Annotated in this window: 18 protein-coding genes, 2 pseudogenes and 2 riboswitches; of the genes and pseudogenes, 12 read left to right on the forward strand and 8 right to left on the reverse strand. The window is 38.1% G+C overall.

Going from position 1 to position 24,903, the window contains the following annotated elements; translation table 11 throughout:
• Positions 1-253: 253 nt before the first annotated feature.
• From BT1A1_RS19220 to BT1A1_RS03690, 4 genes and pseudogenes are all read left to right on the forward strand, one after another.
• Positions 254-384 (forward strand): annotated as a pseudogene (locus BT1A1_RS19220) (transposase); the annotation flags it as partial.
• Positions 383-535: pseudogene (locus BT1A1_RS18505) on the forward strand (IS1380 family transposase); the annotation flags it as partial. The pseudogenes BT1A1_RS19220 and BT1A1_RS18505, both read left to right, overlap by 2 nt.
• Before the next feature lie 494 nt (positions 536-1,029).
• On the forward strand, positions 1,030-1,608 hold the full coding sequence (locus BT1A1_RS03685) for a TetR/AcrR family transcriptional regulator (RefSeq protein WP_034768260.1): 579 nt from the start codon (positions 1,030-1,032) through the stop codon (positions 1,606-1,608).
• A 117-nt stretch (positions 1,609-1,725) separates the two neighbouring features.
• Complete coding sequence (locus tag BT1A1_RS03690) at positions 1,726-3,849, forward strand: MMPL family transporter (protein ID WP_034768262.1); 2,124 nt, start codon at positions 1,726-1,728, stop codon at positions 3,847-3,849.
• A gap of 98 nt (positions 3,850-3,947) precedes the next feature.
• Here BT1A1_RS03690 and BT1A1_RS03695 read toward each other — a convergent pair whose 3' ends face one another.
• Positions 3,948-4,856, reverse strand: a complete 909-nt coding sequence (locus tag BT1A1_RS03695; protein WP_034768264.1) for an EamA family transporter — start codon at positions 4,854-4,856, stop codon at positions 3,948-3,950.
• Between the two features lie 319 nt (positions 4,857-5,175).
• Here BT1A1_RS03695 and BT1A1_RS03700 point away from each other — a divergent pair, with 319 nt between their 5' ends.
• The 4 genes from BT1A1_RS03700 (at position 5,176) to BT1A1_RS03715 (ending at position 8,824) form a co-directional block, all read left to right on the forward strand.
• Positions 5,176-5,805: a VanZ family protein gene (locus BT1A1_RS03700; protein ID WP_156103169.1), complete on the forward strand. Its 630-nt coding sequence runs from the start codon at positions 5,176-5,178 to the stop codon at positions 5,803-5,805.
• Between the two features lie 78 nt (positions 5,806-5,883).
• A riboswitch (Lysine riboswitch) is annotated at positions 5,884-6,072 on the forward strand.
• A gap of 124 nt (positions 6,073-6,196) precedes the next feature.
• The gene (locus tag BT1A1_RS03705) at positions 6,197-7,045 is read left to right on the forward strand and encodes a transporter substrate-binding domain-containing protein (protein ID WP_034768266.1); all 849 of its coding nucleotides are present in this window, start codon (positions 6,197-6,199) and stop codon (positions 7,043-7,045) included.
• Positions 7,046-7,306: 261 nt separating this feature from the next.
• Positions 7,307-8,062, forward strand: a complete 756-nt coding sequence (locus BT1A1_RS03710) for an amino acid ABC transporter permease (RefSeq protein WP_034768268.1) — start codon at positions 7,307-7,309, stop codon at positions 8,060-8,062.
• 18 nt (positions 8,063-8,080) lie between these two features.
• Positions 8,081-8,824: an amino acid ABC transporter ATP-binding protein gene (locus BT1A1_RS03715; RefSeq protein ID WP_034768270.1), complete on the forward strand. Its 744-nt coding sequence runs from the start codon at positions 8,081-8,083 to the stop codon at positions 8,822-8,824.
• 119 nt (positions 8,825-8,943) lie between these two features.
• On the opposite strand, the gene BT1A1_RS03720 is transcribed toward BT1A1_RS03715, so the two are convergent.
• The 4 genes from BT1A1_RS03720 to BT1A1_RS19445 form a co-directional block, all read right to left on the reverse strand.
• Positions 8,944-9,666 carry an exonuclease domain-containing protein gene (locus tag BT1A1_RS03720; protein WP_034768271.1) on the reverse strand — a complete coding sequence of 241 codons (723 nt, stop codon included), beginning with the start codon at positions 9,664-9,666 and terminating at the stop codon, positions 8,944-8,946.
• Positions 9,656-10,636: a DUF294 nucleotidyltransferase-like domain-containing protein gene (locus tag BT1A1_RS03725; protein ID WP_034768273.1), complete on the reverse strand. Its 981-nt coding sequence runs from the start codon at positions 10,634-10,636 to the stop codon at positions 9,656-9,658. Before BT1A1_RS03725 ends, BT1A1_RS03720 begins: the two co-directional genes overlap by 11 nt.
• Positions 10,637-10,708: 72 nt before the next feature.
• Complete coding sequence (locus tag BT1A1_RS03730; protein WP_034768276.1) at positions 10,709-11,974, reverse strand: ammonium transporter; 1,266 nt, start codon at positions 11,972-11,974, stop codon at positions 10,709-10,711.
• A gap of 253 nt (positions 11,975-12,227) precedes the next feature.
• Entirely contained in the window at positions 12,228-17,264 is a 5,037-nt protein-coding gene (locus BT1A1_RS19445) for a S8 family serine peptidase (protein WP_051988991.1), read from the reverse strand.
• Between the two features lie 614 nt (positions 17,265-17,878).
• On the opposite strand from BT1A1_RS19445, the gene BT1A1_RS03740 reads away from it, so the two are divergent.
• Positions 17,879-18,190, forward strand: a complete 312-nt coding sequence (locus BT1A1_RS03740; RefSeq protein WP_034768279.1) for a nitrous oxide-stimulated promoter family protein — start codon at positions 17,879-17,881, stop codon at positions 18,188-18,190.
• A 167-nt stretch (positions 18,191-18,357) separates the two neighbouring features.
• On the opposite strand, the gene BT1A1_RS03745 is transcribed toward BT1A1_RS03740, so the two are convergent.
• Both BT1A1_RS03745 and trhA read right to left on the reverse strand, forming a co-directional pair.
• A complete protein-coding gene (locus BT1A1_RS03745) occupies positions 18,358-18,804 on the reverse strand; it encodes an OsmC family protein (protein WP_034768282.1) in 447 nt (148 codons plus the stop codon).
• 74 nt (positions 18,805-18,878) lie between these two features.
• Positions 18,879-19,526, reverse strand: coding sequence for a PAQR family membrane homeostasis protein TrhA (gene trhA, locus BT1A1_RS03750; protein ID WP_156103170.1), 648 nt, complete (start codon positions 19,524-19,526; stop codon positions 18,879-18,881).
• Between the two features lie 184 nt (positions 19,527-19,710).
• On the opposite strand from trhA, the gene mbcS reads away from it, so the two are divergent.
• From mbcS to hemG, 3 genes are all read left to right on the forward strand, one after another.
• Complete coding sequence (mbcS, locus tag BT1A1_RS03755; RefSeq protein ID WP_034768286.1) at positions 19,711-21,297, forward strand: acyl-CoA synthetase MbcS; 1,587 nt, start codon at positions 19,711-19,713, stop codon at positions 21,295-21,297.
• A gap of 372 nt (positions 21,298-21,669) precedes the next feature.
• Positions 21,670-22,242, forward strand: coding sequence for a DUF1836 domain-containing protein (locus BT1A1_RS03760; protein WP_034768288.1), 573 nt, complete (start codon positions 21,670-21,672; stop codon positions 22,240-22,242).
• 4 nt (positions 22,243-22,246) lie between these two features.
• Positions 22,247-23,641: a protoporphyrinogen oxidase gene (gene hemG / locus BT1A1_RS03765; protein ID WP_034768290.1), complete on the forward strand. Its 1,395-nt coding sequence runs from the start codon at positions 22,247-22,249 to the stop codon at positions 23,639-23,641.
• A gap of 558 nt (positions 23,642-24,199) precedes the next feature.
• Here the strand turns inward: hemG and BT1A1_RS03770 are convergent.
• Complete coding sequence (locus BT1A1_RS03770) at positions 24,200-24,673, reverse strand: QueT transporter family protein (protein WP_034768293.1); 474 nt, start codon at positions 24,671-24,673, stop codon at positions 24,200-24,202.
• A gap of 12 nt (positions 24,674-24,685) precedes the next feature.
• A riboswitch (PreQ1 riboswitch) is annotated at positions 24,686-24,730 on the reverse strand.
• Positions 24,731-24,903 lie beyond the last annotated feature (173 nt).

The raw sequence follows: 24,903 nt of genomic DNA on the forward strand, positions 1-24,903 counted from the left end.
CAAAAACTACAATTGGAATGACCAATAGAATACTTCTCATAACTGAAAAAAATAAATTTTTCAGTCAAGGGGGAAGTATGCCCAAAATACCAGAGTTGTTCTATTGAAAATTCAGTTATTTTATGAATTGGCTACGGTTCTTAATTAAATACCGTTATTTTCAACTAATTTAACAAATTTTATCAAATGGGATTTGTAGCTATGAATATTTCAGGATTAGATTAGATTACCCTGAATTATTAACAGAAAATTATCGAAAGAGTTTTTTGTCGACTTGGATTTGACTCATCCGGATACAATGGGGATCAAGAATCTTCGGCGTATAATACTTATTATGACACTATAGGTTTTCATCCATTGGTCGCCTTTGATGGTGAGACTGGTACGAACTCTTTGTTTTCCAGAAGGTCAAAAAAACATGCAGATTGATGCGATACGTTCTCGGTAAATTAAAGTGGTAAGAAAAGTCGTGAAATCAGCCAGTTCACTTGACTTCAAAATATCATCGAGTTTTGAGTATCAAAAATTCTTGTAGGATGTACTGAATCAAATTCAATAACTGCAATTGGAATAACCAAAAGAATGCTTCTCATAACTGAAAAAATAAGTTTTTCAGTCAAGGGTGAAAATGCCCAAAATACAGGAGGTAGCAATTGAAGATTCAGTTATTTTGATAAGTTGGCTACAATTCTCCTCTAAATACCGTTATATTCAACTAAGTTAACAGATTTTCTGGGGCTTCAGGATTATTAAAAATATCCTTGTCTGGTAAAAAATATTGAGGTTTGAATGTAAATTTTTTGAAAGGTTTTGGTGGTTAACCAACTATTACTTTGGAAAAAACGTCAATTTATGTTGGGAATCCCCTGTTAACCAAAAAATACTTATACTACAGAATTTTTACTAAGATAATGATTTATTTTAAAAAAATAGTCGTATTCCAAAATGTAATATGAAAACTTATTAAGATTTTCAACCCTTTTTCTCGTTCTTGTTTTCCCTTATACTAGATATAAGGGGGGTAAGTCGATGGCAAGAGAACGGAAATTTACAAGAGATGAAATCTTTCAAGCTGTCAAAATATTACTTCTTGAACACGGGTACGAAGCGTTTACTTTTAGTTTGTTGGCAGAGTACTTGGACGTGGCCAGAGGGACAATATATAAATATTATGACAATAAAGATGAACTGATTACCGAGTTCATGATCAATGAAATGAACGCTTTTATGAACGATTTAAAGAAAATAGATACGTATCCGAATTTTGATGCACAATTCGATTACTTGTTTAGCATTATGTTTGAAAATACCTCCATCCACCAGCTTATTGAAATTGGCAAACAGATGATGGATAAAAATAATGAAAAAGTGGTAGACAACCAAAGGACATTAGAGCGTCTTCACCTGAAAATGTATCATTATCTCGATGACTTGATAACGGCAGGAAAGAAGGAGCAAAAAATTAAACAACAACTTCCTAATCCATTAATCTTGGGATATATTTTTCAAGCGGTTGCGATTCCTAATCATTTTGGAGTTCCTCATCAACAATGGGTAAAAGGGTTAAAAGAAATCATTAAATATGGCATGAGTGCGGAATCAAAATAATTGACACTACTGTCACCTTGATCGATAATAGAACTGTTAAAAACTGGTCGTACGTTTAAAATGACAGTTGTGTCACTTTGGTTTTTATCGTTGTTAACATAAAAAGGAGGAGAATAGATGAGGAAATTTTTACAAGCGGTAACAGATCGTGTATCAACAAAAAAAGGAATGTGGATGACCCTTGCCGCATGGTTCATTATTACGGTGCTTCTTGCAATCTTTACTCCGAGTGTAAGGGATTATGAGGTTTCCAGTATTGATTCATTACCGGATGATGCAAAGTCAGTCATTGCCCAGAAAAAAATCGATAATTATTTCAAAGACAATGAAGGAATTCCGGCAATCCTAGTCTTTCAATCAAAAAATGGTCCAATTCAGCTAAATCAACTTGCTCAAATTCTTGAACAAATAACAGCCGGAAAAATCAATGGTGTAGAGCAAGTTGTCCCGTTAGCACAACTTCCGCCGCAAGCAACGGCCGAATTTTTTTCTGAAGATCAAACAACGGCAATCATTCCATTAACGTACAATGCTTCAATGGAAAGTAAAGAAATAAAAGAGGCGAATGAACAATTGCAAAAAATCGTGCAACAATCATCTGATTATACCCTTTATATTACCGGACCTGCCGGGATTGCTGCCGATACGTTGTCACTTTTTTCGAGAGCCGATTTCGTGTTGATTATGTCTACAGTCGGACTTATATTAGTTTTACTAATTGTTATATATCGTTCACCATTGTTAGCTTTCATCCCGTTATTTGCTGCGGTATTTGTATATGAAGTGGTGACACAAATATTAGGATTAATGGGAAAAGCGGGTCTCATGATGAGCAAACAGACCATTTCGATTATGTCAATTTTACTTTTTGCAGCCGTTATTGATTATTCATTATTTGTTTTTTCCCGTTATCGAGAAGAGTTGAAACAGCATGAAGACAAGTTTGTTGCAATGAAAGAAGCAATGAGAGAAACGGGTATGCCGGTATTTTTCTCAGGCGGTACGGTACTCGTAGCAATGCTTGTATTATTTTTTGCCCAATTTGGCGATTATCGCAACTTTGCGCCGACGTTTGCTACAACGATGGCCGTTATTATGATTGCCTCCATCACCCTTGTTCCGGCACTATTCATGTTGTTCGGGCGGAAATCATTTTGGCCGAAAATCCCGCACGTCGGTGATGAATCAGTTGCCAGCCACTCATTTTGGAGTAAAGTTGGTCGCTTTGTTGTGAAAAAACCATGGGTAGCCATTGGCGCCATTAGTATCGTCCTCTTGCTATCTGCCGGCCATTTATTTAAATTGGAATATGAATTCGATACGATGAAATCTTTCCCGGAAGACATGCTGTCGCGTCAAGGTTATGAAATTTTGGAAGAAAAATTTGCAAAAGGTGATTTGGCGCCGACGACGGTTCTATTGGAAGGGTCAGAATCTTTTCATCAAGCCCAAATTGCCAAAGTACAGGAAGAACTTAGCAACCAATCGCTGGTCGATAATGTACGAATCAATGGGGTAACGGAAGATGGAAAGGCTGTTAATTATAGTCTGACCTTTGCCGAGAGCCCTTATGCGGTTGAAACAATTGATGCAATGGAAAAAATCATTGGCAACTCGGATGAAATCATGCAAAAGAGTAACGTGGACGGAGAACTGTTTTTTGCGGGAGAAACGGCCAGTCTCGTTGATGAGCGTGGGATTAATAACCGCGATGTTATCGTTATTGTTCTCCTTGAGACAGTATTGATTTTTATAATGCTCATTGTGCTAACAAAATCAGTGAAGATGCCGATTTATATGATGGGAACCATTTTAGTTTCGTTCTTGGCCGCACTTGGTTTAGGTACGTTTCTAACAAATCTCTTTTTCGATATCAGTACGATAAGCGATCGGGTTCCGCTGTATGCTTTCGTATTTCTTGTCGCACTCGGCATTGATTACAATATCATATTGATTTCCCGATTCCAAGAAGAAAGGCAGAAACATCCGGTTAAAAAAGCCGTTGAAATCGCCGTTGCCAATACAGGAGGGGTTATATCGTCCGCCGGTTTGATTCTTGCTGCTACATTTGCTGTCTTAATGACCCAGCCGATTGAGCTCCTGTTTGTGTTTGGTTTTACTGTTACCGTGGGGATTTTATTAGATACTTTTTTAATCAGAGGCGTATTGTTGCCGGCTCTCGTCACTGTTATTGAAAAAGATAAACATGAAGATAAGAAATTAGCGACCACGCCTCATTGACATGATGACCAAACTGATGAGAGGAAATATTGAAAATGTTCAGCCCGCCATATGAATAAGCGGCGGGGAACATTTTTTATCGCAAAGAATTTGGAAGTTCACAACTCATCAGCAATCCCGAGTAGCGCAATCCCGATCAACACAATGACGACAAATATATAATGTTGTGTACTTAATTTTTCCTTTAAAAATATTCGTGACAAGATGACTGATACAACACTGTAAGAAGCAATTAACGGTGCAGCAATGATCGCTCTATCTGTCATGGCATACACATAAAAGAACTGGCCGGCCGTTTCAAAAATAGCTGCCGAGGCCCGAGTTGGCTGTTTGAACACATTGAACCGGTCTTGCTTAATGAACCGAATATAGATATAGGACACCACAGCAATGATTAGCCAAGTAAACTCATAAGCCAACAATGCCGCATCTTCACTGATTAAATTCAACTCATCTAAATAGATTCCATCCGCAAATGTACCGAGCGCATCAAACAACGCATATAAAATCGGGAATGTGATGGCTAAAACACTTAATTGATATTTCGGATCAATCTCTGCTTTTTCCGCCCTAAGTACTTCCGTTTGTGCCCTTTTTTCCAAGATGGCCAACCCGATGACACCCAATGTAATAACAATAATTCCAAAAACGTTTATCCATCCAACCGGTTGCGGGAAAAAGATATATAATAGAATCGCCGTGATGGCACCGGACGAATTTTGTACCGGAGAAGAGATTGACAATTCAATGTAACGTAAACCAAAATACCCGATTAACATGGAAAGAATATACAAGGCGGAAACCGGTAAATATTTCAGCAAATCCATTGGGGCTAACGTGATCCCTTTAATAAGCATGTAAAGTGTACCGTGAATCCCCATGACCAAACCGACCATAACACCAATTTTTAGATGACTAAGGGAATCCTTGCTATCAGATCCTTTTTTATAAAAAAGATCGGCAATCCCCCATGATAAAGTTGTTAAAAGTGCAAAAAGAAACCACATAATGACAAACTCCTTTACTAAAATACAACTGAATACATACGAAACGATTAAAAAACGGTATAATTATATACAAAATTACGTACGAAATCTAGAAAAAAGTTCTTTTTGGAAATGAATGGAAGGTATTGTCATAAAAGAATATTAAATGTATGGTTATTATAGAAAAATATAAACTTCTAATTACATATATGCACTAGGGCAGTTGTCCAGAATTTGCGATTTGCAAATCCCCGCAATCCCTAGTGAAGCGATCGACACTGCCTGGCCGGAATCAGAAGCCGAATCTGCATTATTTCTATATTATGAAAGGACTTTTTTTATGGATCGGATTAGTTATTTTGTTGATGATATGGCCCCTTATTTAATGATTGCACTCCCAATTATTTTAGTTGTAAGATTCATTCACTATTTTTCAAAAAGGAAAAACGGATTTCAAACAACTTTATTTCATGAACTTCTAATCATCCTTTATTTTTTATTCCTAGTAGGACTGGCCTCCCAAACGATTTTCCCGGATTTTGTGAATGGTCCGGACGGCTTAAAAATAGTAGAAAGTGAGGTACAGCGGTTCAATCTCGTTCCGCTTAATAAAATAAAGGAAATAAAAAATGCGATTATGTATGATAATGTAGACTATGTTATCATTGAAGTGTTCGGGAATATTGCCATATTTGTAATTATCGGTTTTTTAACCCCCTTACTCTGGAAAAAGTATGAAAAAATGAAAAATACAGTGGGTATTTCCTTCTTGATTTCACTTTTTATCGAAACGACGCAAATCTTTCTTCCCCGTGCGACCGATGTGGATGATCTCATTATGAATACATTGGGCGGTTTGATTGGATATATTTTGTATTTGCTTGTAAAAAAAAGGTTTCCTCAGTTTTCTAATCGATGTAAAGCCGATAACAGAAAAAATCAGGTGGTCGGTATGGCGGAAGAGCCATAAATACACCTTTTTGTTGACAGTCATATTTTGATATAGTAGTCTAGTAATATAATTTAATCGAAAACCTCACTACTTTTTTGGTGAGGTAGAGGCGCGGTATTTAACAGTCTTTAGTGGAACTCGAGATAGTGATGAAACTAAAGAGAAGGAAATATCGCCGAAGCTTGCAATATGATCTCGCTATTGCTTGCTGGGCTTACAGTGAATAACTGTAAGACTGTCTCAGGTAGAATGGTCCCGGTTTGCCTGAGTTGTGCTATCTCCAAAAAAAAGGGAATGTAGTGGGGGGACTAGGTGCAATCTGAAATCATGCGACCTGAGTTCATCTCAGGTCGCTTTTTGCATTGTTGTTATTTTCTTCATTGACAATATATTAGAAGGAGAGTAAATCATGAGAAGAAAATTGTTGTTATTGTTAACTTTATCTTTATTGGCTATGCTCACACTCGCAGGCTGTGGATCAAATACTTCTTCAAGTAAAAGTAATGGTTCAAATGGAAATAATGACGATACCTTTAAAGTTGGCATGGAAGCGGGTTACCCTCCATTTAACTGGACGCAAAAGGATGATGCCAATGGGGCTGTGGCTATTGAAGGAAGCAAGGAATATGCCGGTGGTTCTGATGTCGAAATTGCGAAAAGAATTGCGGAAGGTTTAGGGAAGAAATTAGTTATTGTAAAAACAGAATGGGACGGTTTGATCCCGGCATTACAATCCGGTAAAATTGATGCCGTTATTGCGGGGATGTCGCCAACCGCTGAACGGAAAGAATCTATTGATTTCTCGGATAACTATTATAAATCTGACTTGGTTATGGTTGTAAAAAAAGGAAGTCCATATGAAAATGCGAAATCCATTCAAGATTTTAGCGGTGCAAAAATAACTGCTCAATTAAATACATTCCATTATTCAGTTATCGATCAAATTAAAGGTGTCAAAAAACAACCGGCAATGGACAACTTCCCGGCCATGCGGGTTGCCCTTGAGTCCGGTGTAATTGACGGTTATGTATCCGAACGTCCGGAAGCGGTCAGTGCTTCTTCAGCAAATGAAAACTTTGTTATGGTTGAATTTACGGAAGGATTTCAAACATCTGAAGAAGATACAGCCATTGCGGTCGGACTTCCTAAAGACAGTGATTTAACAGAAAAAATTAATAAAATTTTAGCCGGCATTTCAGAGGAAGAACAAACCGAAATCATGGATACGGCCATTAAAAACCAACCGGCAGCAGAATAGAACTCGAATTTCAATTAGATAAAAATAAAGTGAAACTTCCATCAGTGGGGTTCTTCACCCCACTGATGGTTAGTTGAACCAATCGGGCACAAGCAGGCAGTCCGTCCCCACCTATCTTTTTTGTAAACTCGGGAAATCTTGAGATGGGCGTCTCGCCTCGCTGTTAAAGTGGGATCAAACAAAAGAGAAAGGAAGCCACAGAAGTTTCTGTGGCTTTATACCTTTGAAGCGTTAAAAATTCTAAATTTTAGGAGGATCGATATGAGCTTCGATTGGATAATAAAGATTTTTACAGAAAATTGGCCAATGTTTATTAGAGGGGCCGGAATTACGCTCTTAATTGCATTGATCGGTACAATTATCGGTGCAATGATCGGATTAATTATCGGTGTGATCCGCACGATTCCGATTCCGGAAAAAGGAATGAAACGGGCTTTATTGAAGTTCATAAATGCGATTTTATCCATTTATATTGAAATTTTCCGTGGTACGCCAATGATTGTGCAGGCAATGGTTATTTATTACGGTATGGCCATAGCGTTTGGAATCGATATGGACCGATTACTTGCGGCATTTTTTATCGTTTCCATTAATACGGGGGCATATATGTCGGAAATTGTCCGTGGCGGGATTTTATCGATTGATAAAGGACAATTTGAGGCCGCCCACGCCATTGGTATGAATCACCTGCAAACGATGACCAATGTCGTTTTGCCCCAGGTGTTACGGAATATTTTACCTGCCACCGGGAATGAATTTGTAATCAATATTAAAGATACCTCGGTTTTGAATGTCATCTCTGTTTCGGAACTGTTTTTTGCAACCAAATCGATTGCCGGAAACAACTTCAAATACTTTGAATCCTTCTTTATTGCTTCTGTTATTTATTTAATTATGACCTTTACGGTGACCCGGATTTTGCGCTATTTAGAACGAAAATTGGAAGGTCCGGAAAATTACAACTTAGCTGGAAACCAAATGCAAGTTGATACACCGAAAATTCCGTCTAATCATTAATGAAAAGGGGGGTAACGAATGGAAACGATGATTACTGTTCAACATTTAAGTAAATCATTTGGAACTCATGAAGTTTTGAAAGATATTAATTTTTCCGTAAAAAAGGGGGAAGTTGTCAGTATTATTGGTTCTTCCGGTTCAGGAAAATCCACATTGCTTCGTTGTATTAATCTTTTGGAAAAACCAACCGGCGGAGAAATTATTTATAAAGGTGAAAATATTTTGGATGATAAACATAATGTCAATCAGTATCGGACAAAATTAGGGATGGTTTTCCAACAGTTTAACTTGTTTAATAACCATGATGTGTTGAATAACTGTATGGTCGGTCAGGTGAAAGTGTTGAAACGTTCCAAGGAAGAAGCACAGAAGTTAGCCATGAAATATTTGAAAGTCGTTGGCATGGATCAATACATTCACGCAAAACCAAAACATCTGTCTGGAGGGCAAAAGCAGCGGGTTGCAATTGCTCGGGCGCTCTGTATGGAACCGGATGTCATGCTCTTTGATGAACCGACGTCGGCTTTGGATCCGGAAATGGTCGGTGAAGTATTGAAGGTTATGAAAGAATTGGCGGAGAGCGGATTAACAATGCTGGTGGTCACGCACGAAATGGAATTTGCCCGCGAAGTATCCGATCGTGTTGTTTTTATGGATAAGGGCGTCATTGCCGAGGAGGGAATACCGGAGCAAATTTTCAATCATCCGACACAAGAGCGGACACGGGAATTTTTAAAAAGGACATTAAAGCAAAATATTTAGATTTTACAATTTGAGGGATGGTTCATAAATGGATTTGAACACATCCCTTTTTTGCTTCTGCTAATATGCGGAATTTCGGGCGGGAACTCGGGTCTGGGACGAGAGACCTGTCCAACTAACTATATCCGCTCGTACACATCCTTCAATGAATCTATACCTTTGTCTTTTACTTTTTCAATATAAACCGTCCAGAGTTTGGCGGCTAAAAGGGCATCACCGAGTGCATGATGGCGATTGATGACCGGAATCCCATTATGGTCACAGAGATCCTCCAATTTTACTAAATTCAGATCCGGTTCTGCTATCCGATATAAAAAAGAAGTGTCAATTATCCGTAGTTGCAGTGGTTTTCGGTATAATTTCCAAAAAATATTTTGCAGGAAGGATTTCTCATGTACTGCATGATGGGCGACAAGCGGGAGGTCTTTGCTGAAATGTAAAAATTGACCGATGACTTCGGGGAGGCTTGGTGCATCCAACAATTGGTCATTATTAATTCCGGTTAAAGTTTCAATTTCCGGAGATATTTCTATTTCTGTATGAACAAGGGAATAAAAGGTTTCCTCTTCCCGAATTTCTCCGTGAATAATTTTTACAGCACCAATGGATATCATTTCATCTCCCTGATACGGATAAAACCCCGTTGTTTCTATATCAAAAACGACTAAATCTAATCGATCGAACGGGATATGCAAAACGTCTTTCTGTTTGATTTCCCTCTGCAATTGTCTCATGTAGGCCATTTGTTCTTTATTTTGTACAATGGGTCTTTCCGGCGATGTACCTGTGGAGAATTTATGTTGGATGCCCCGAAAGAATTCGATAAACGGTTCAAATGCCATTTTGAACACCTTTCTTTACCTGATTAATCGTCTGTTTATGCAGTTTTTGCCCCTCTTTTATAATCTGCTTTAATAACGCTTTTTGATGGTTTGATAAGTTTCGAGTGTTTAAATAATGGGAGTCTTCATATGTGTCTTCTTTTATTGACAAAAGGCGAAGTTGCAGTAAAGCTTCAAAATGTTCCTTTTTTCCGTGCAATAATCGTGCCAATACCATGTTCTCCATAAGTCTGTCCATTCGATCACAGGTCGAAGTTTCATATAGTCCTTCCTTGATGGCTAAAAGACGAATGCTGTTAACATAGGGAAGGAATGCAGTGTATTTAATATTTATTGATCCATGATGTTCCCCTTTTTCTTCAATTAAAATATTCCCCATCGGTCCGACACCTTTTTTCGTATGCTTGACATTTTCAGCAAATCGAACAATTAATGCTCGATCGTCTTTTTGATATTGAAAAATCAAATCTTTTAACTGGTGGATCATTTGGTTGGTACCAACGATATTTCGGGCATCATAAAAGATTTGTAAATACCGGATCGTCTCCCAACTTTTTTCCTCCATCCATGAGTATAATTGTTTTTTCCAACTATCAAACGATTTACACCAGAGGGGATTGGAACTCATGATATTGCCGGTACAGTACGGATAACCGACTGCGTTCAATCCGTCCGAAAGTTCTTTTCCGAGTGTAAAAAAATAATCATGGTTTTCTTTATTTTCAATTTCATAAATAAGACCGTGGTCCTGGTCGCTTGTTACCCCCTGTTCCAAGCGACCGCCACTGCCTGTAATAAACCAAGAAAATTTGCACGGTGGCTGACCTTTATCTATTTTTTGTACCGCCGCTTCAAAAGCTTTTTTCATAACCGTATCATGAAAATCATTTAAGCTGCGTGTATCCGTCATAGATTCTCGGATATGTTGATCTTTCCACTCCTGGATCTTTCTATAAGAATGGTCAGTCATATGTGATCATCCTTTTCACATTCATAATCAAAAGAGGAGGGGAAGAAGTCTTCTCCTCTTATTCCCATTATATCAGGAACTTATTTTCGAAGTTGAATTAGCTGACATTTGTTCCGGATAGCCATAGCTTCCATGTTCGCTTATATCGAGACCCATGATTTCCTCTTCTTCTGATACGCGGATACCGACTAATTTTTTCATAACGAATAGGATGACAAAAGAAATGATAAATGCATATAAACCCGAAGTAACAACGCCTAATGCTTGAACGCCCAACTGATGGAGTCCGCCACCGTAAAACAATCCGGCCTGACCAACCGTTGCCAGTTCTTCTGTAGCGAAAAATCCGGTTGATAAGGTTCCCCACACACCGGCAGTTCCATGAACCGATAGTGCGAAAATCGGGTCATCAATTTTTCTCTTTTCAAAAAATCTAGCACTATAGAAAACTAGTACGCCGGCAATGAACCCGATGACAACTGCTGCCCATGGTTCAACAAAGGCACAGGATGCGGTAATGGCAACTAAACCGGCCAATGCACCGTTTAAAAGCGTTGGGACATCAGGTTTTCCAAGTACCAGCCATGAAATGAATGTAGCTGCAACAGCACCGGCACCTGCCGCCAAATTCGTATTTAAGGCAACAAATCCGAAAAATGCCCCGTCGACAGAAACCGTACTACCTGCGTTAAATCCAAACCAGCCAACCCAAAGGATAAGGACAGCTAAAGCGGTATAAACTTGGTTATGCCCGGCAATATTATTGGCAGAGCCGTCTTTATTATATTTGCCAATCCGTGGTTTTAAAAGAATCGTAGCTGCAAGGGCCGCCATAGCACCGGTCAAGTGAACGACGGTAGAACCAGCGAAGTCTTGTTTCCCGTGCTCTGCTAACCAACCGCCGCCCCAAATCCAGTGGGCGATAACCGGATAGACAAGTATGCCAAAAAGAATCGTAAAAACAACATAAGCGGAAAATTTAGCTCGTTCAGCAAAACCGCCAAGAGCAATGGTGATGGAAATACCGGCGAATGCTAATTGGAATAAGAAAAATACCGTGTCAGCCAAGCCCCCGTCCTCGGCTAACGCACCATTATAAAAGAAATCACTCATGCCAACAAAAAAGTTTGCGTTATCGCCAAAAATAAATGCATAGCCGATAGCCCAGAAAACAATGGATGCTAAACCAAAAGTGAAAATGGTTTTACCGGCAATATGTCCCGCGTTCTTCATTCGAGTTGACCCGGCTTCCAGTAATATGAATCCAGCAATCATAAAAATAACTAAAATTGCACTAACCATGGTCCACAAACTGTTCATTAAATACATTTCATCCATTTACATTTCTCCTCCTTGTATAATTTTTATTACATTATTATGTTAGAAAACATAACATAATGTTTATAATACACATTTTAATATTAGCACTTTGAATTGTCAATATGTTTTTGAAATATTATGTGAGAAAATATAACGTGATTTTTAATAAAAAGGGTTGTTGTTAGGGGAAAATAAAGAAAACTCGGCAAATACCGAGTTTTCTTTAAGAGTGGGGTGTTCTTCTATAAACACCCCTATTTGATTTGTTGAATTACATCATTGTTTTTCTTTTTCTTCTGTATTGGAAATAGACAGCAGCTACACCAATCATAACGAGTACAAAACCAATGATAAAATAATTATTGTATGGTGTCGCTGTATTTGGCAATTCTCCGCCATTCTTTCCACTGTTTTGGTTGGAACCATCATAAATACTTTGGTTTTTATCGCCAGCATCTTTTGGACTAGGTCCCTTAGGATCTTCTTTTCCACTAGGATTTGGTTCTGGAACAGGATCTTGCCCGCCAGGAGTTGGTAATGGAACAGGATCTTTCTTATTCGGATCTTTTGCGAATACTGCGAATGTACTAAAATGATTTATCCCAACGGAAACTTTGCCGTCTTTATGCACCGCATTTGGTATAAGCTCCCATTTTTTCATTTCTTCGTTGTAGTAATATACGTTTAGCTTGTCTGTGCTTTTAACTTTGTCATTATCGACAGTAAACACGAGGATAATTGGCTCACCAAAATCACTCACTACCTTATCACCGGCATAAATGGTAAAGTCGTAAACGCCACTAACCGCTTGATCTGCACTGGCTACATCGTCTACTTTTCGTACGTCAATAGAAATATCCTCACCATCCGCTAAATTATTCGATGGGATTTGGATTTCGACAGCGTAATTCCGGATAATCAAAGATACTTGTTTTTCTTTTAGTGTTTTAATTTGATCTGCTGTTAGGAAGACGCGTACTTTATCTGCTTTACCAAGTTCAATAATGAAGGTTCCGCCATTTTTCACTCTATCAATATCATCATCCGAAATTGTTGCTACACCATTTGCAATAGATGGTGTTGTAATAACGATCTCTTCTTTTTCCACAACTTTAATATTATCAATCGTAATAGTTTGTACTGCTTCTGCACCACCACTGTTTTGTGCATAAACAGTGTACGTTCCATTTTCAGTTACATCGAATTGTTTCGCTTCAAGGTCGATTGGATTTCCGGCATTATGAAAAGCGTCCACATTTTGTTTGCCTTCTAACCATTTTAATTCGACAAGCGCCGAAGTACTGTCTGCATCAACTTTAATAGATACCGGTCCCTCTGTTTCTTCCGTTGTAGAAGGTGTTAACGCAATACTTACCGCAGGAATGACAATATTGTTAATTTCAATGGTTTGAACTACTTCCACACCTTTACTATTTTTTACATAAACGGTATAGACACCGTTTGTAGTTACAGAAAAGCTGCTTTCTTCAAGATTAATTTCGTTTCCGGCATTGGCAAAGTCTTCCGTTGCCTTCTTGCCTTCCAACCACTTCATGGAAACAAGATCTGCTTCACTGTTCGTTTCAATTTTTACCGTAACCGGCCCTTCCGTCGGTTCAACTGTTGAAGGTGTTAATGTAACGGTGAATTCATCAGCTGGTTTTGTGATATTTTCAATTTTTATCGTTTGAACAACTTCCGCGTTTTCACTATTTTTTGCATAAACCGTGTAGATACCATTTTCGGTTACATCAAAGGTTTTCTTGTCTAGGTCGATAGCATATCCGGCATTAGCAAAATCTTCCGCTGTCTTTTCCCCTTGTAACCATTTAAGTGCCACAAGATCTGCTTTACTGTCTGTGTTAACAGAAATAGTAACCGGCCCTTCTGTTGGTTCAGTTGTTGACGGTGTTAATGTAATTGCAAAATTCTCAGCTGGTTTTTTAATGTTTTCCACTGTAATGGTTTGAACAGCTTCTACATTCTCACTATTTTTCACATAGACAGTGTAGGTGCCGTTTTCTGTTACATTGAATTCACTCTTTTCAAGGTCAATGTCATTTCCGGCATTGGCAAAGTCTTCTACTGTCTTTTCTCCTTGTAACCATTTCATAGAAACTAGCGGAGATGTACTATCTGTGTCGACTTTTACTGTAACCGGCCCTTCTGTTGGTTCAGTCGTTGACGGTGTTAATGTAATGTGAACATCTTTTTGCTCGCCCTCAACGTTTAGTTTTACTTCCTTGTCACTAGCGTTTGCAACAATATCTTCTACATGTAGTGTTACTGTATTTTCGCCTGCTGGAAGTTTAGTTAAGGAAATCGCAAATGACCCATCTTGTTTTAGCGTAACAGGACCACTTCCCACATCATTTCCATCTTTATCCGTAACACGATAAGTGACGGTTAATTTCTCATTGACATCATATGGGATACCAAAAGCTTCCTCTACAGCGGACTTGAAATCAATAAATTTATCGTTAATGGAACCTGTAAGCTCGTATTCCGATCCTTTGATTTCTTCCGTCTTATTAAATTCGATTTCCGGTGTTGATGTTTTCACAAATAATGGACCGTCATCTGCAAGGAAAGTAATCGTTTCGTTTGCAAGATCCCATGAATTATAATCAACCGTGTATACGCCTTCCGGTATTTCGGTTTTTTCTCCCGTTTCCCAATCAAAGTATGTTCCATCAATTTTGAGTTTCCAATCCCCGGCTGGTAATGGCTGGAATGCAAAATAGCCTAAATAGCCATCGCCAAACGGTCCGCCACTCGGATTTTGAGCATCCCATAATTCAAGGGACATCAATTCTTCGTCACCTAACAAACCGAATTGGAGAGCGGTTTCTTCATATTTACCATCCCCATTTGGTGAGATTGCATTATCCAGAAGTTGGTAATATGATAACCCGGCTGGACCTGCTGTTGAGAAAGCGGCAGCGAATGGTAAGATTAACTTAGTCGTACCATTTGTCAAATGAATGTATCCATGCATTTCATTATCTGGAGATTCCTCCCCGGCAGGAACAGTCAATGTTACATTTAGTGTTTCCGTTCCATTTAAAGTAAACGATGATTTATCTACGGTTACACGAGCATCTGCCATTTCGCCTGTAGCTGCTTTGGTCACTTCTACACTGACATCAAAATTACTAGGTTTACCTACTAAGTCTTTAACTGCAATTTGTTTTGTGATTTTTTTCTCACTTTCAGGATCTGGTGCAACTTTACCAAATGTCACCGTTCCTTTTTCATATTCAATTGTTTTTTCTTCAAAGGATGTTGTATCGAGTGCATAGGCAAGAGCTTCTGCATTCATGGCTTCAAGCGGTTGAGCACGTCCCGGACCTTGAGCAAATACATCATATAATTTAGTATCTAATTGTTTTGCTGTATTCGATATTGCTACTTTTACATCAAATGGTGTCCAATCAGGATTTTTTGATAAAAGTAATGCTGCTATACCTGCAACCTGTGGTGTAGCCATGCTTGTCCCGGTAAAACGATCATAGGCTTCAGAGTAATCAGCATCAGGGTAATCTTTTCCATAGGCCGGAACAGATGACATAATATTTGTTCCAGGTGCCGAGACATCTGGTTTAATGTCAAACGTTGGTGTAGATGGCCCGCGTGAACTGGAATCATTGATTTTATCCCCTTCAGTTGTGCCTTTTTCATATCCGCTAATGGTTACTTTTCCTGTTTTATTGGCTGTTGCCTCAATTGCTTTTCTAAATGCGTTCCCATCTTTTGTTGAAATGTCAAAGGTAGGAATAAAGGCAAATGAATTACCAAGTAAAATACCTGATGGTGCTTCACCAACATTATTATGAACCAGGAGACCCGCTGCACCATGATTTTTAGCTGCCGCAATTTTATCGACAAAAGGAATTTCTCCACGTGATACGAGGGCAATTTTTCCTTTTACATCAAGACCTTCGTAGTCTGATTCCGTCCCAAAGCCGGGAACAGCTACGACGTCGTATTCACCTGTTAATGTTTCGGATGGATCTTTTCCAAATGTCCAGCCCATTAAACTTGCCTTGTATTCATCGCGAAAATCTCCCGCCTCAACAGTGAGTGTTGCTTGGTATGTTTCTTCTGGCAATGTCGAGTTTCCTACAGAAATTGCCAGTGCAGCAGATGCTGGGTTGCCAATCGTACTACGACCAGGACCGCTGTTTCCGGTTGCAACGACTGCAGTGACACCTGCTAAAGTCGCATTGTTAATAGCAATTGCATCTGGAGCGGTTTGGCTATTACTACCGCCACCTAAAGATAGATTGATTATATCCATATTTTCTTCAACTGCTTTGTCAATACCGGCAATTATTCCTGATGTTGAACCGCTGCCATATGCACCAAGTACACGATAAGCATACAAATCAACTTTTGGTGCAACTCCTTTAATGTTATATTTATTATTTCCTTGTGCAGCAATGATGCCTGCTACATGTGTTCCGTGGGAAGTATAAAAAGCATCTCCGTCTTCATCGAACTCCGGCATGTTATCTGGTCTATCTTCCGGTGTTGTTTCATAAGGATCATCTTCTGCACGATCACGAGCATAATTACTGCCATGAATGATAAAATTATGGCCACCTTTATAAACATCTTTCAATTCCGGATGGTTGTAATCAATTCCTGTATCAAGAACAGCAACTTTTACGCCTTGACCTTCATATCCCATCTTCCAAATTTCCGGGATCTTAAGGTGTGGATTACTGTCCATCATTGCTGCTTTTACCGTATCATCTTTTTTTACTTCCAATGCATGAACTTCTTCATCCGGGTGTATGCTTACAACCCCATTTAACTTTAACAGCTTCTGTATTTCGCTTTTATTTACGGTAAGTGACATCCCATTAAAAGCTTGATGGTATGTAAAGCCTTTTTTATAATTAATCTTTTCTGCTTTCAATTGTTTCTCAAATCTTGCTTGTTGATTTAGTACTTTGTTTTTAACAGTACTTGCCTGTTTTTGAGAGAAAGATTTACCCTTTACTGTTTGCTTTCCTTTTGCAAGTGCGACTGGTTCTTCGGAAAGCTGAACAATAACTTTAACTTCACCATCACTTTTTGCCATTTTTAAGGATGAATCTAAATATGGATCTTTCTTTAAAAGCTCTTTTTGTTGATTGATGATATTTTTTAATTGTGAGATTCTTTCATCACTGTTTACTTGTTTACTAGATTGGATGTTCGTGTTTGTTTGAGCATGGGAAAATGCCGGTTGAAACAGTGTGAAAATAAGTATAAAGATTAGTAAACTGCTAAGTAATTTTTTAAAACCTTTCCTGTTCAATACTCCTTCCCCCTTTTTCCTTAGTGAATGAAAGTTTTTCAACGACTTTATCCCTTATTTGACAACACCCCTTTTATTCCTGTCTTTTTACTTCTGTTAAATCAGGAAAGTAGTTTAATAGTATCATTTTTTTTAAAAATATCAATAGATAATTCAGAATAGGGCAAATGTTACATAAATGTCTTAATATTAGACATATTTTGCTATGAAATACAGGAGGAGAAAAAAGTCAATTATCCAAAAGACCTAAATCTACCCTAAAATCAGACAAATTCAGATCATTTTTAACAGGTGCCTGAGACCTCCAAAATTATTTTAAAAACGAAAATAATTGTTCTTTATTTTGCCTTCCAAAAAAACTTGCACGATAGGATTAATAGAAACCAAGTTTTACATAAAGATGGTTCTGCCAAATAGGTCGGCGTAAACCAAAGTTTCCAATGCTGAAGTTGTTTTGGCTCTTAAGGTAATTGTTAGCAACTTTTCAAAAAAGAGATTCTGGCGGGGAGTTCCTTTGTGGTAACCTAAAATTACAGAGGTTGTTTTTAATTTTTCTATTGTACGAACTATGGGTAGATCGAATGCGTAGGACGTTTCATAAGGAGGGGACTCATATGAGGAAACTGAATGATGGTCCAAAAATTCAAGAGGAAAAAGAAACAGTGCAGAAAATGATCGAAATCTACTGTAGAAAAAAACATCACCAAAATGAATTATGTGATGACTGTCAAGATTTGTTACATTATGCACATAAACGATTATCTTATTGCCGGTTTGGAGAGGAAAAATCAGCTTGTTCCAATTGCAAAGTCCATTGTTACAAACCGGTTTATCGCCAAAAGATAAAGGCCGTCATGCGCTATTCCGGCCCGTGGATGCTTCTGTATCACCCGGTATATTCGGTTAAGCATTTACTTAAAAAATGAAAGCTTGAAATCGATAATGACATCTGTAGTCAGAAGTTCTCATGCTTTTGAAGAAATAAAATTGAATTGATACATGTACTACATCAGTGTCTTCTTAAAAAGTCAGATGGTTACAGTCTAAAAAACATCCATGGTTGTTCGAACAGCCATGGATGTACACACTTCATTTATCCTTTTTTAATCGTCACTTGCAATTCGAGTTCGACATTTCCTTGAATAGCTCTACTGATCATGCATGATTTTTCTGCTTTTTCCGCTAATCGTTGAGCTAATTTTTCATCCTCGAAAGTTGCATCTTCTTTTAAGATAATTGTTGGCCGATGAATGATTTTTTTATATGTAAATACACCATTCGTCACATCCACAATTCCTTCTGATTCCATCAATAAATCTTTTTTATCCAAATGACTTCTTTGCATCATGGCAGCAAGGGTAATGATATAGCAAGTTGCCGCAGCACCCAAAAGCATTTCATCCGGATTTGTTCCGACACCCGGTCCATCCATCTCCGGCGGGATGGAGATTTTGGTCACCAAATTCCCGACAGCAATATCACCAACGTCATTCCTTAACCCCGGCCAATGTGCCTGCAAATGAAAATGATGTTCTGCCAATTTTATACACTCCTTCAAAAAGGAAGCAAAACCCTAATGAAATGAGGGACCTGCTCCTAAATTCCGATAAACTATTATAACACAAATTCGTATACGCATAAGAAATGCATAAGACTTCCAAGCAAAATGAACAGATGAAAGATTTCATGAAAGCCCATATGTTTAAAGGTTAAAAATTTTGGCTTGGCTCCGTATATAATTCCGCCGATTGTGTAAATGACCCCGCCTAAGATTAAGAAAAGAACGCCACCAATATGAATTGATTTTGCTAGTGGAGAAATTGCAAAAATGGCAATCCAACCCATCCCGATATAAATCGCTGTTGATAACCACCTGGGACAGTTAAACCATACCATTTTAAACACAACCCCGGCGACTCCGAGTCCGGTTATAATCCCAAACATTGTCCAACCAAGCGTTCCCTTTAAGCTAATTAAACAAAGTGGTGTATAAGTTCCGGCAATTAATACAAAAATCATGGAATGGTCAATTTTTCGCAAAAAGGAAATCACTTTATTGTTAGAAATGACCCAATGATACGTTGTTGAAGCTGTATATAATAAAATTAAGCTAATGCCAAAAACGATGACAGCTGTCAAACTTGTAGCCGACCCGGAAGTTGTCACTACCTTAACAATCATAAGAACAAGTGCGGCAATTGATAAAAAAATCCCGACCAAATGCGTTAAACTATTGATTGGTTCACGAATATATTTTTCCAAAAACAACATCTCCCTGTAATGATAAGTAGTTATTAAAACTACTTATAATTATACACACACAACATGACGCAGTCAATATTTACTTGATGCAATTTTATCGATCATTCATGAAAAAAATAATATTCATAAATTCAAAACTATAGTATAATTAAAATAATATTTATAATCATAGGAGTTGAAACATATGATCAATTTAATTGCCCCGGAATATTATAATTTTACCGAGGAAGTAGAGAAGTTTTCCAAAGATCCGCATAAAGTAGCGATTAAATGGGTGGGGACGGACGGATCAGAAAAAAATATTACATATGTCTCCTTAGTCGAAGAAATGAACCGATATGCGAATGCTTTAGTTAATCTCGGATTGAAAAAAGGCGACCGTGTTCTTATAATCACACAAAAAGTACCTGAATCTTATTATATCTATTTGGCATGTCTAAAAGCCGGCCTCGTGATGATCCCTTGTTCTGAGATGCTTCGGGCCAAAGACTTAACTTACCGAATAAACCATTCAGAAGCAAGTGCCGTAATTGTTTATAATCATTTGACAAATGAAGTCGATTCAATTACCGAACCAATTCCGACTTTGAAATATAAATTAATTATCGGTGAACATGAGACAGAGGGATGGACATCTTTAACGAGGTTTGCAGAAAATGAAAGCGCATACTTCGTCGGTGAAAAAACAAAAAGAGATGAAATGGCCCTGTTACCATATACATCCGGAACGACAGGAAATCCGAAAGCAGTCGTCCATAATCATGGCTGGTTTTTTGCTCATTTACAAATTGCTCCGTCCCTATGGCTTGATATTAAAGAAGGGGATCTTGTTTGGGCAACCGCAGCCCCCGGTTGGCAAAAATGGATTTGGAGCCCGTTTGTTTCAACGATCGGCATGGGGGCAACCGCATTTGTCTATAATGGACGTTTTGATGCAGCAAATTACTTACAACTTTTGCAGAAATATCAGGTAAATGTACTATGCTGCACACCGACAGAATACCGGTTTATGGCAAAATTAAATAATCTCTCAGACTATTCGTTGCCGGCATTAAGAAGTGCAGTTTCTGCTGGAGAGCCGCTGAATGTCCAAGTTATTGAAACATTTCAAAAGGAGTTTGGTATTACGGTTCGGGATGGTTACGGCCAGACTGAAAACACTTTATTAATCGGAACGCTACCGGGAACCAAACTGAAAAAAGGATTCATGGGTAAGGCGATACCGGGTTATCAAGTGGAAATTATTAATCACGAAGGAAAACCGTGCGCCATCGGGGAAGTAGGTGATATTGCCGTCCATAAAAGCACTCCGACCTTATTTAAGGAATACTATAAAGATTTTGAACGGACACAGAAGGCTTATCGCGGGGATTGGTATTTAACAGGAGACCAAGCGAAAAAAGACGAAGATGGCTATTTTTGGTATGAAGGTCGCAGTGATGATATCATTATCAGTTCGGGTTATACAATTGGACCATTTGAAGTAGAAGACGCATTGACGAAACATCCGCTCGTTCGTGAATGTGCTGTTGTGGCCAGTCCTGATCCTGATCGAGGCAATGTCGTTAAAGCTTTTGTCGTTTTGGTTGATCCGCATATGGAGAAAGGGGAAGACCTTATTGCCGAACTTCAAGAGCATGTAAAAAATTTAACCGCCCCGTATAAATATCCGAGGAAAATCGAGTTTGTCGAGGAACTTCCTAAAACTGCCTCGGGGAAAATCCGCCGCGTAGAACTAAGGCAAAAAGAAATGCAACAACCGCAAAAATAAAGGAAATCTTCAATCCGTGGGGGCCACTCTCCCACGGATTTGTTGGTTGCCCGTCGAAAGTGGTTATCGATTCCGCGAAAGGCGCCTCTCCTGACGGGGTTGTTAGTTACCCGTCAACAGTGCAGTAATGGTTAACAATTTTACAAAAGGCCACTCTCCCACGGATTTGTTAGTTGAATCAATCGGGTTCGGGTGCGGCAGCATTTTCCCCGTCTTTGCTACTATAATTTGCTTTAAAATCCCTTAACCTCGATATGTAGTTTTTTGGACTATATAGGAGAATGGGCTGGACTGATCATGTAGTTAACATTTACTTTTTCTATAAAAAAAGATAAAATTTATGTAGAATGAAATATATATGGAGGGCTATTATTGGAAAATGTAGAGCAATTTCTTGAACAATTGCAACTTGATAAAAATATTACACTTGATGATATTCCAAATATTGATTTATATATGGACCAAGTCATTCAGTTATTTGAAAGTAAATATAGCGGTACAAAAAGAAATGAAGATGATAAAATATTAACAAAGACGATGATTAATAATTACGCAAAAGGAAAATTGTTTTTCCCGATAAACAATAAAAAGTATTCCCGGGATCATTTGCTTCTTATTAGCATCATTTATCAATTAAAAGGCACTATTTCTATTAATGATATAAAACATGTACTGGAAAAATTGAATGAAAAGATTGTTAAAGAGAATTTTCGATTAGATCTACTATATACAAGCTTTCTAGCACTTGTAGAACAAAATGTGAATCAATTCAGACGGGACTTCCGGGAATTGGTCTCCGGTACAACGGAGGAGATTCAGCACTTCGAGGATGAAGACTCCGATTACTTAGAAAAGGTATTGTTGATTTCTTCTCTATCTTATATGAGCAATTTATATCGGCGGACTGTGGAAAGATTGGTAGACGAAATTCATCGTGAGGAGTGAAAAAATGGAAACGATTTTAATTGTTGGTGGGGGCATCACCGGTCTCTCTGTCGTGTATACGTTAGAAAAAGAAGCTGCAAAACAAAAGCGGGATTTAAAGTTATTGTTAGTCGATTCAGCAGCCCAACTGGGAGGAAAAATCCGGACAGTAAAAGAAAACGGTTTTATTATGGAAACAGGGGCAGATTCAATCGTTGCGAGAAAGATGAAAGATTCCGGCCTCATTGAAGAACTGGAGCTTGAAGAGGAGGCTGTCTATAATGCGGTCGGTACATCTTTTCTTTTTAGAGAAGGTGAATTAAAACAAATACCGCGAGATTCGGTCTTCGGTATTCCGACAAGTATTCAATCACTGGCGGAAAGTCCATTATTATCGGATCATGGAAAAGTGGAGGCATTAAAGGATTTTTACATTAATGATAGAAAATTTACAGAGCATGATTCAATTGGAGAGTTTTTAGAATATTATCTTGGCAAGGAACTGGTCGAAAAGCAAATTGCCCCTGTTTTATCAGGTGTTTATTCCGGAACATTACATAATTTAACAATTGCTTCAACATTGCCATATGTATTGGAGTATAAAGAAAAATATGGAAGCATTATGAAAGGTTTTGCAACAAATAAAAATCAGTTTTTAGGTAAAGATGACAAAAAATTCCTCTCGTTTAACAACGGATTATCAACGATTATTGATGCGATGGCAAACCGGTTGGAAAAAACAGAGATTTGGTTGGAACATGAAGTGGAGCAAATTAATAAGACGGATGGTAAGGGATATAAGGTCTATTTTACTAACGGCAAAGTAGTTGAGGCTGATTCCATTGTTTTGAGTATTCCCCATAATCATGCCAGCCGCCTATTTTCTGATAAAGAATTACATGAAGAGTTTTCAAAGATAAAGACAAGCTCTTTGATTAGTGTGTATGTAGGATATTCGGTTTCGGACGGGGTGTTACCTGAAAATGGGACAGGCTATATAGCGCCAGATAATGATCTGTTTTGTAATGCTTGTACATGGACAAGTCGGAAATGGGAACATACTTCAAAGGGTGGAAATTTACTCATCCGTTTATTTTACAAAAGTAGTCATCCAACGTTTTCTGAAATTAAAGATTTGAATGACAAAGATTTATTAAAAATTGCTAAGGCGGATATTGAAAAAAGTTTACATATAAATGCGGAACCGGTTGTGAGTACAGTAACAAAGTGGACAGACCAAATGCCGACATACCAAATTACCCATCCTGATACTGTATCTTCATTGGAGGAGCAGTTCGCGCAAAAATACCCGGACATCTTTCTCGCAGGCTGCTCTTATTACGGTGTTGGCATTCCAGACTGTATTGAGAACGGTAAAGAGATTGCAAAGAAAATAAGCGAAAATGTTTTGTTGAAGTAAAGGTAACTAGGTCGTCTATGGGACAAAACAACGAGGAAAACAAGCAAAATAGTCTCATAGAACAGCGTCATCAGCCGTCTATGAGACAAAGTGGTACAAAAATCAAGGAAAACTGTCCCATAGAAAAGCTCTATGGGACAAAACAACGAGGAAAACAAGCAAAATAGTCTCATAGAACAGCATCACCAGCCGTCTATGGGACAAAGTGGTACAAAAATCAAGCCCAACTGTCCCATAGAAAGGCTCTATGGGACAAAACAACGGGGAAAACAAGCAAAATAGTCTCATAGAACAGCATCACCAGCCGTCTATGGGACAAAATGGTACAAAAATCAAGGAAAACTGTCCCATAGAAAAGCTCTATGGGACAAAACTACGAGGAAAATAAGCAAAATAGTCTCATAGAACAGCATCATCAGCCTATGAAATAAAATAATCAAAAAATCCCAGAGAACTGTCCTTTTATCATATACAAAACTTTATACTAAATAAATAATGAAAATACAAACTAACCAAAGTTTTAAAAAGCCGGACTACATAACAGCCCGGTTTTTCCTTTTACAAAATTCCTCGTTTGTAAATCGCATTCATGATCGGCATACCTATGACCATCACAGCAAACTCGCCAACCGCAGTTAATAGCCATGTTTCCCAGAAAGGTACACCAATTGCTAATTTCAACTCATATGCAACAATAAAAATCATTATTGAAAAGACAAATGAATTTGCGAGCATTCGCCCCCAAATATTTTTAATATAACGACTTAATAATATTGTGATAGAAAGGGAAATAACTGTGTGAGCTACTCCAAAAATTAAATCATATGGCAACAATGTGGAGAAAAATAAATTGGATAAAAAGACACCAATCACGACCCCGAAGAAGTACTTTTTGTTAAATACAACGAGGTGATTAAAAATTTCCGGAATCCGAAACTGGATGTTCGAGAAGGCAATTGGTTGAATCACGGCAGTAATCGCAATGTATAACGCCGCAACAATTCCGTTAATAGTAATTGTTCTTAATTTCATTTTAACAAATTCCTTTCCTTAGTTTTTTTACGTGGGATGGTTTCGAACCACGGACAACGAAACTTATCATATCAATATTTATCTGCATTTGTAAATAGAATGTGTAAAAAAAAGTAAAAAGCTGTGATATTAAATTATGGGAAAATGGAAATTGATGAACAAGAGGAACAATTATAAAATCGCAAATAATGATTGACCTCAGGAAGTGAACAAACCTTTTTTATATGTCA

Origin of the sequence: Caldibacillus thermoamylovorans (assembly GCF_000751775.1) — a bacterium.
Taxonomy (GTDB): domain Bacteria; phylum Bacillota; class Bacilli; order Bacillales; family Caldibacillaceae; genus Caldifermentibacillus; species Caldifermentibacillus hisashii.

What these genes read in the sequence shown, in the direction of transcription:
- BT1A1_RS03730 (WP_034768276.1), bottom strand. Translation starts at nt 11,974, where the DNA reads ATGGATGAAATGTATTTAATGAACAGTTTGTGGACCATGGTTAGTGCA.
- BT1A1_RS03715 (WP_034768270.1), top strand. Translation starts at nt 8,081, where the DNA reads ATGGAAACGATGATTACTGTTCAACATTTAAGTAAATCATTTGGAACT.
- BT1A1_RS03705 (WP_034768266.1), top strand. Translation starts at nt 6,197, where the DNA reads ATGAGAAGAAAATTGTTGTTATTGTTAACTTTATCTTTATTGGCTATG.
- BT1A1_RS03695 (WP_034768264.1), bottom strand. Translation starts at nt 4,856, where the DNA reads ATGTGGTTTCTTTTTGCACTTTTAACAACTTTATCATGGGGGATTGCC.
- BT1A1_RS03740 (WP_034768279.1), top strand. Translation starts at nt 17,879, where the DNA reads ATGAGGAAACTGAATGATGGTCCAAAAATTCAAGAGGAAAAAGAAACA.
- hemG (WP_034768290.1), top strand. Translation starts at nt 22,247, where the DNA reads ATGGAAACGATTTTAATTGTTGGTGGGGGCATCACCGGTCTCTCTGTC.
- BT1A1_RS03770 (WP_034768293.1), bottom strand. Translation starts at nt 24,673, where the DNA reads ATGAAATTAAGAACAATTACTATTAACGGAATTGTTGCGGCGTTATAC.
- BT1A1_RS03700 (WP_156103169.1), top strand. Translation starts at nt 5,176, where the DNA reads ATGGATCGGATTAGTTATTTTGTTGATGATATGGCCCCTTATTTAATG.
- BT1A1_RS03725 (WP_034768273.1), bottom strand. Translation starts at nt 10,636, where the DNA reads ATGACTGACCATTCTTATAGAAAGATCCAGGAGTGGAAAGATCAACAT.
- BT1A1_RS03685 (WP_034768260.1), top strand. Translation starts at nt 1,030, where the DNA reads ATGGCAAGAGAACGGAAATTTACAAGAGATGAAATCTTTCAAGCTGTC.
- mbcS (WP_034768286.1), top strand. Translation starts at nt 19,711, where the DNA reads ATGATCAATTTAATTGCCCCGGAATATTATAATTTTACCGAGGAAGTA.
- BT1A1_RS03690 (WP_034768262.1), top strand. Translation starts at nt 1,726, where the DNA reads ATGAGGAAATTTTTACAAGCGGTAACAGATCGTGTATCAACAAAAAAA.
- BT1A1_RS03720 (WP_034768271.1), bottom strand. Translation starts at nt 9,666, where the DNA reads ATGGCATTTGAACCGTTTATCGAATTCTTTCGGGGCATCCAACATAAA.
- BT1A1_RS03710 (WP_034768268.1), top strand. Translation starts at nt 7,307, where the DNA reads ATGAGCTTCGATTGGATAATAAAGATTTTTACAGAAAATTGGCCAATG.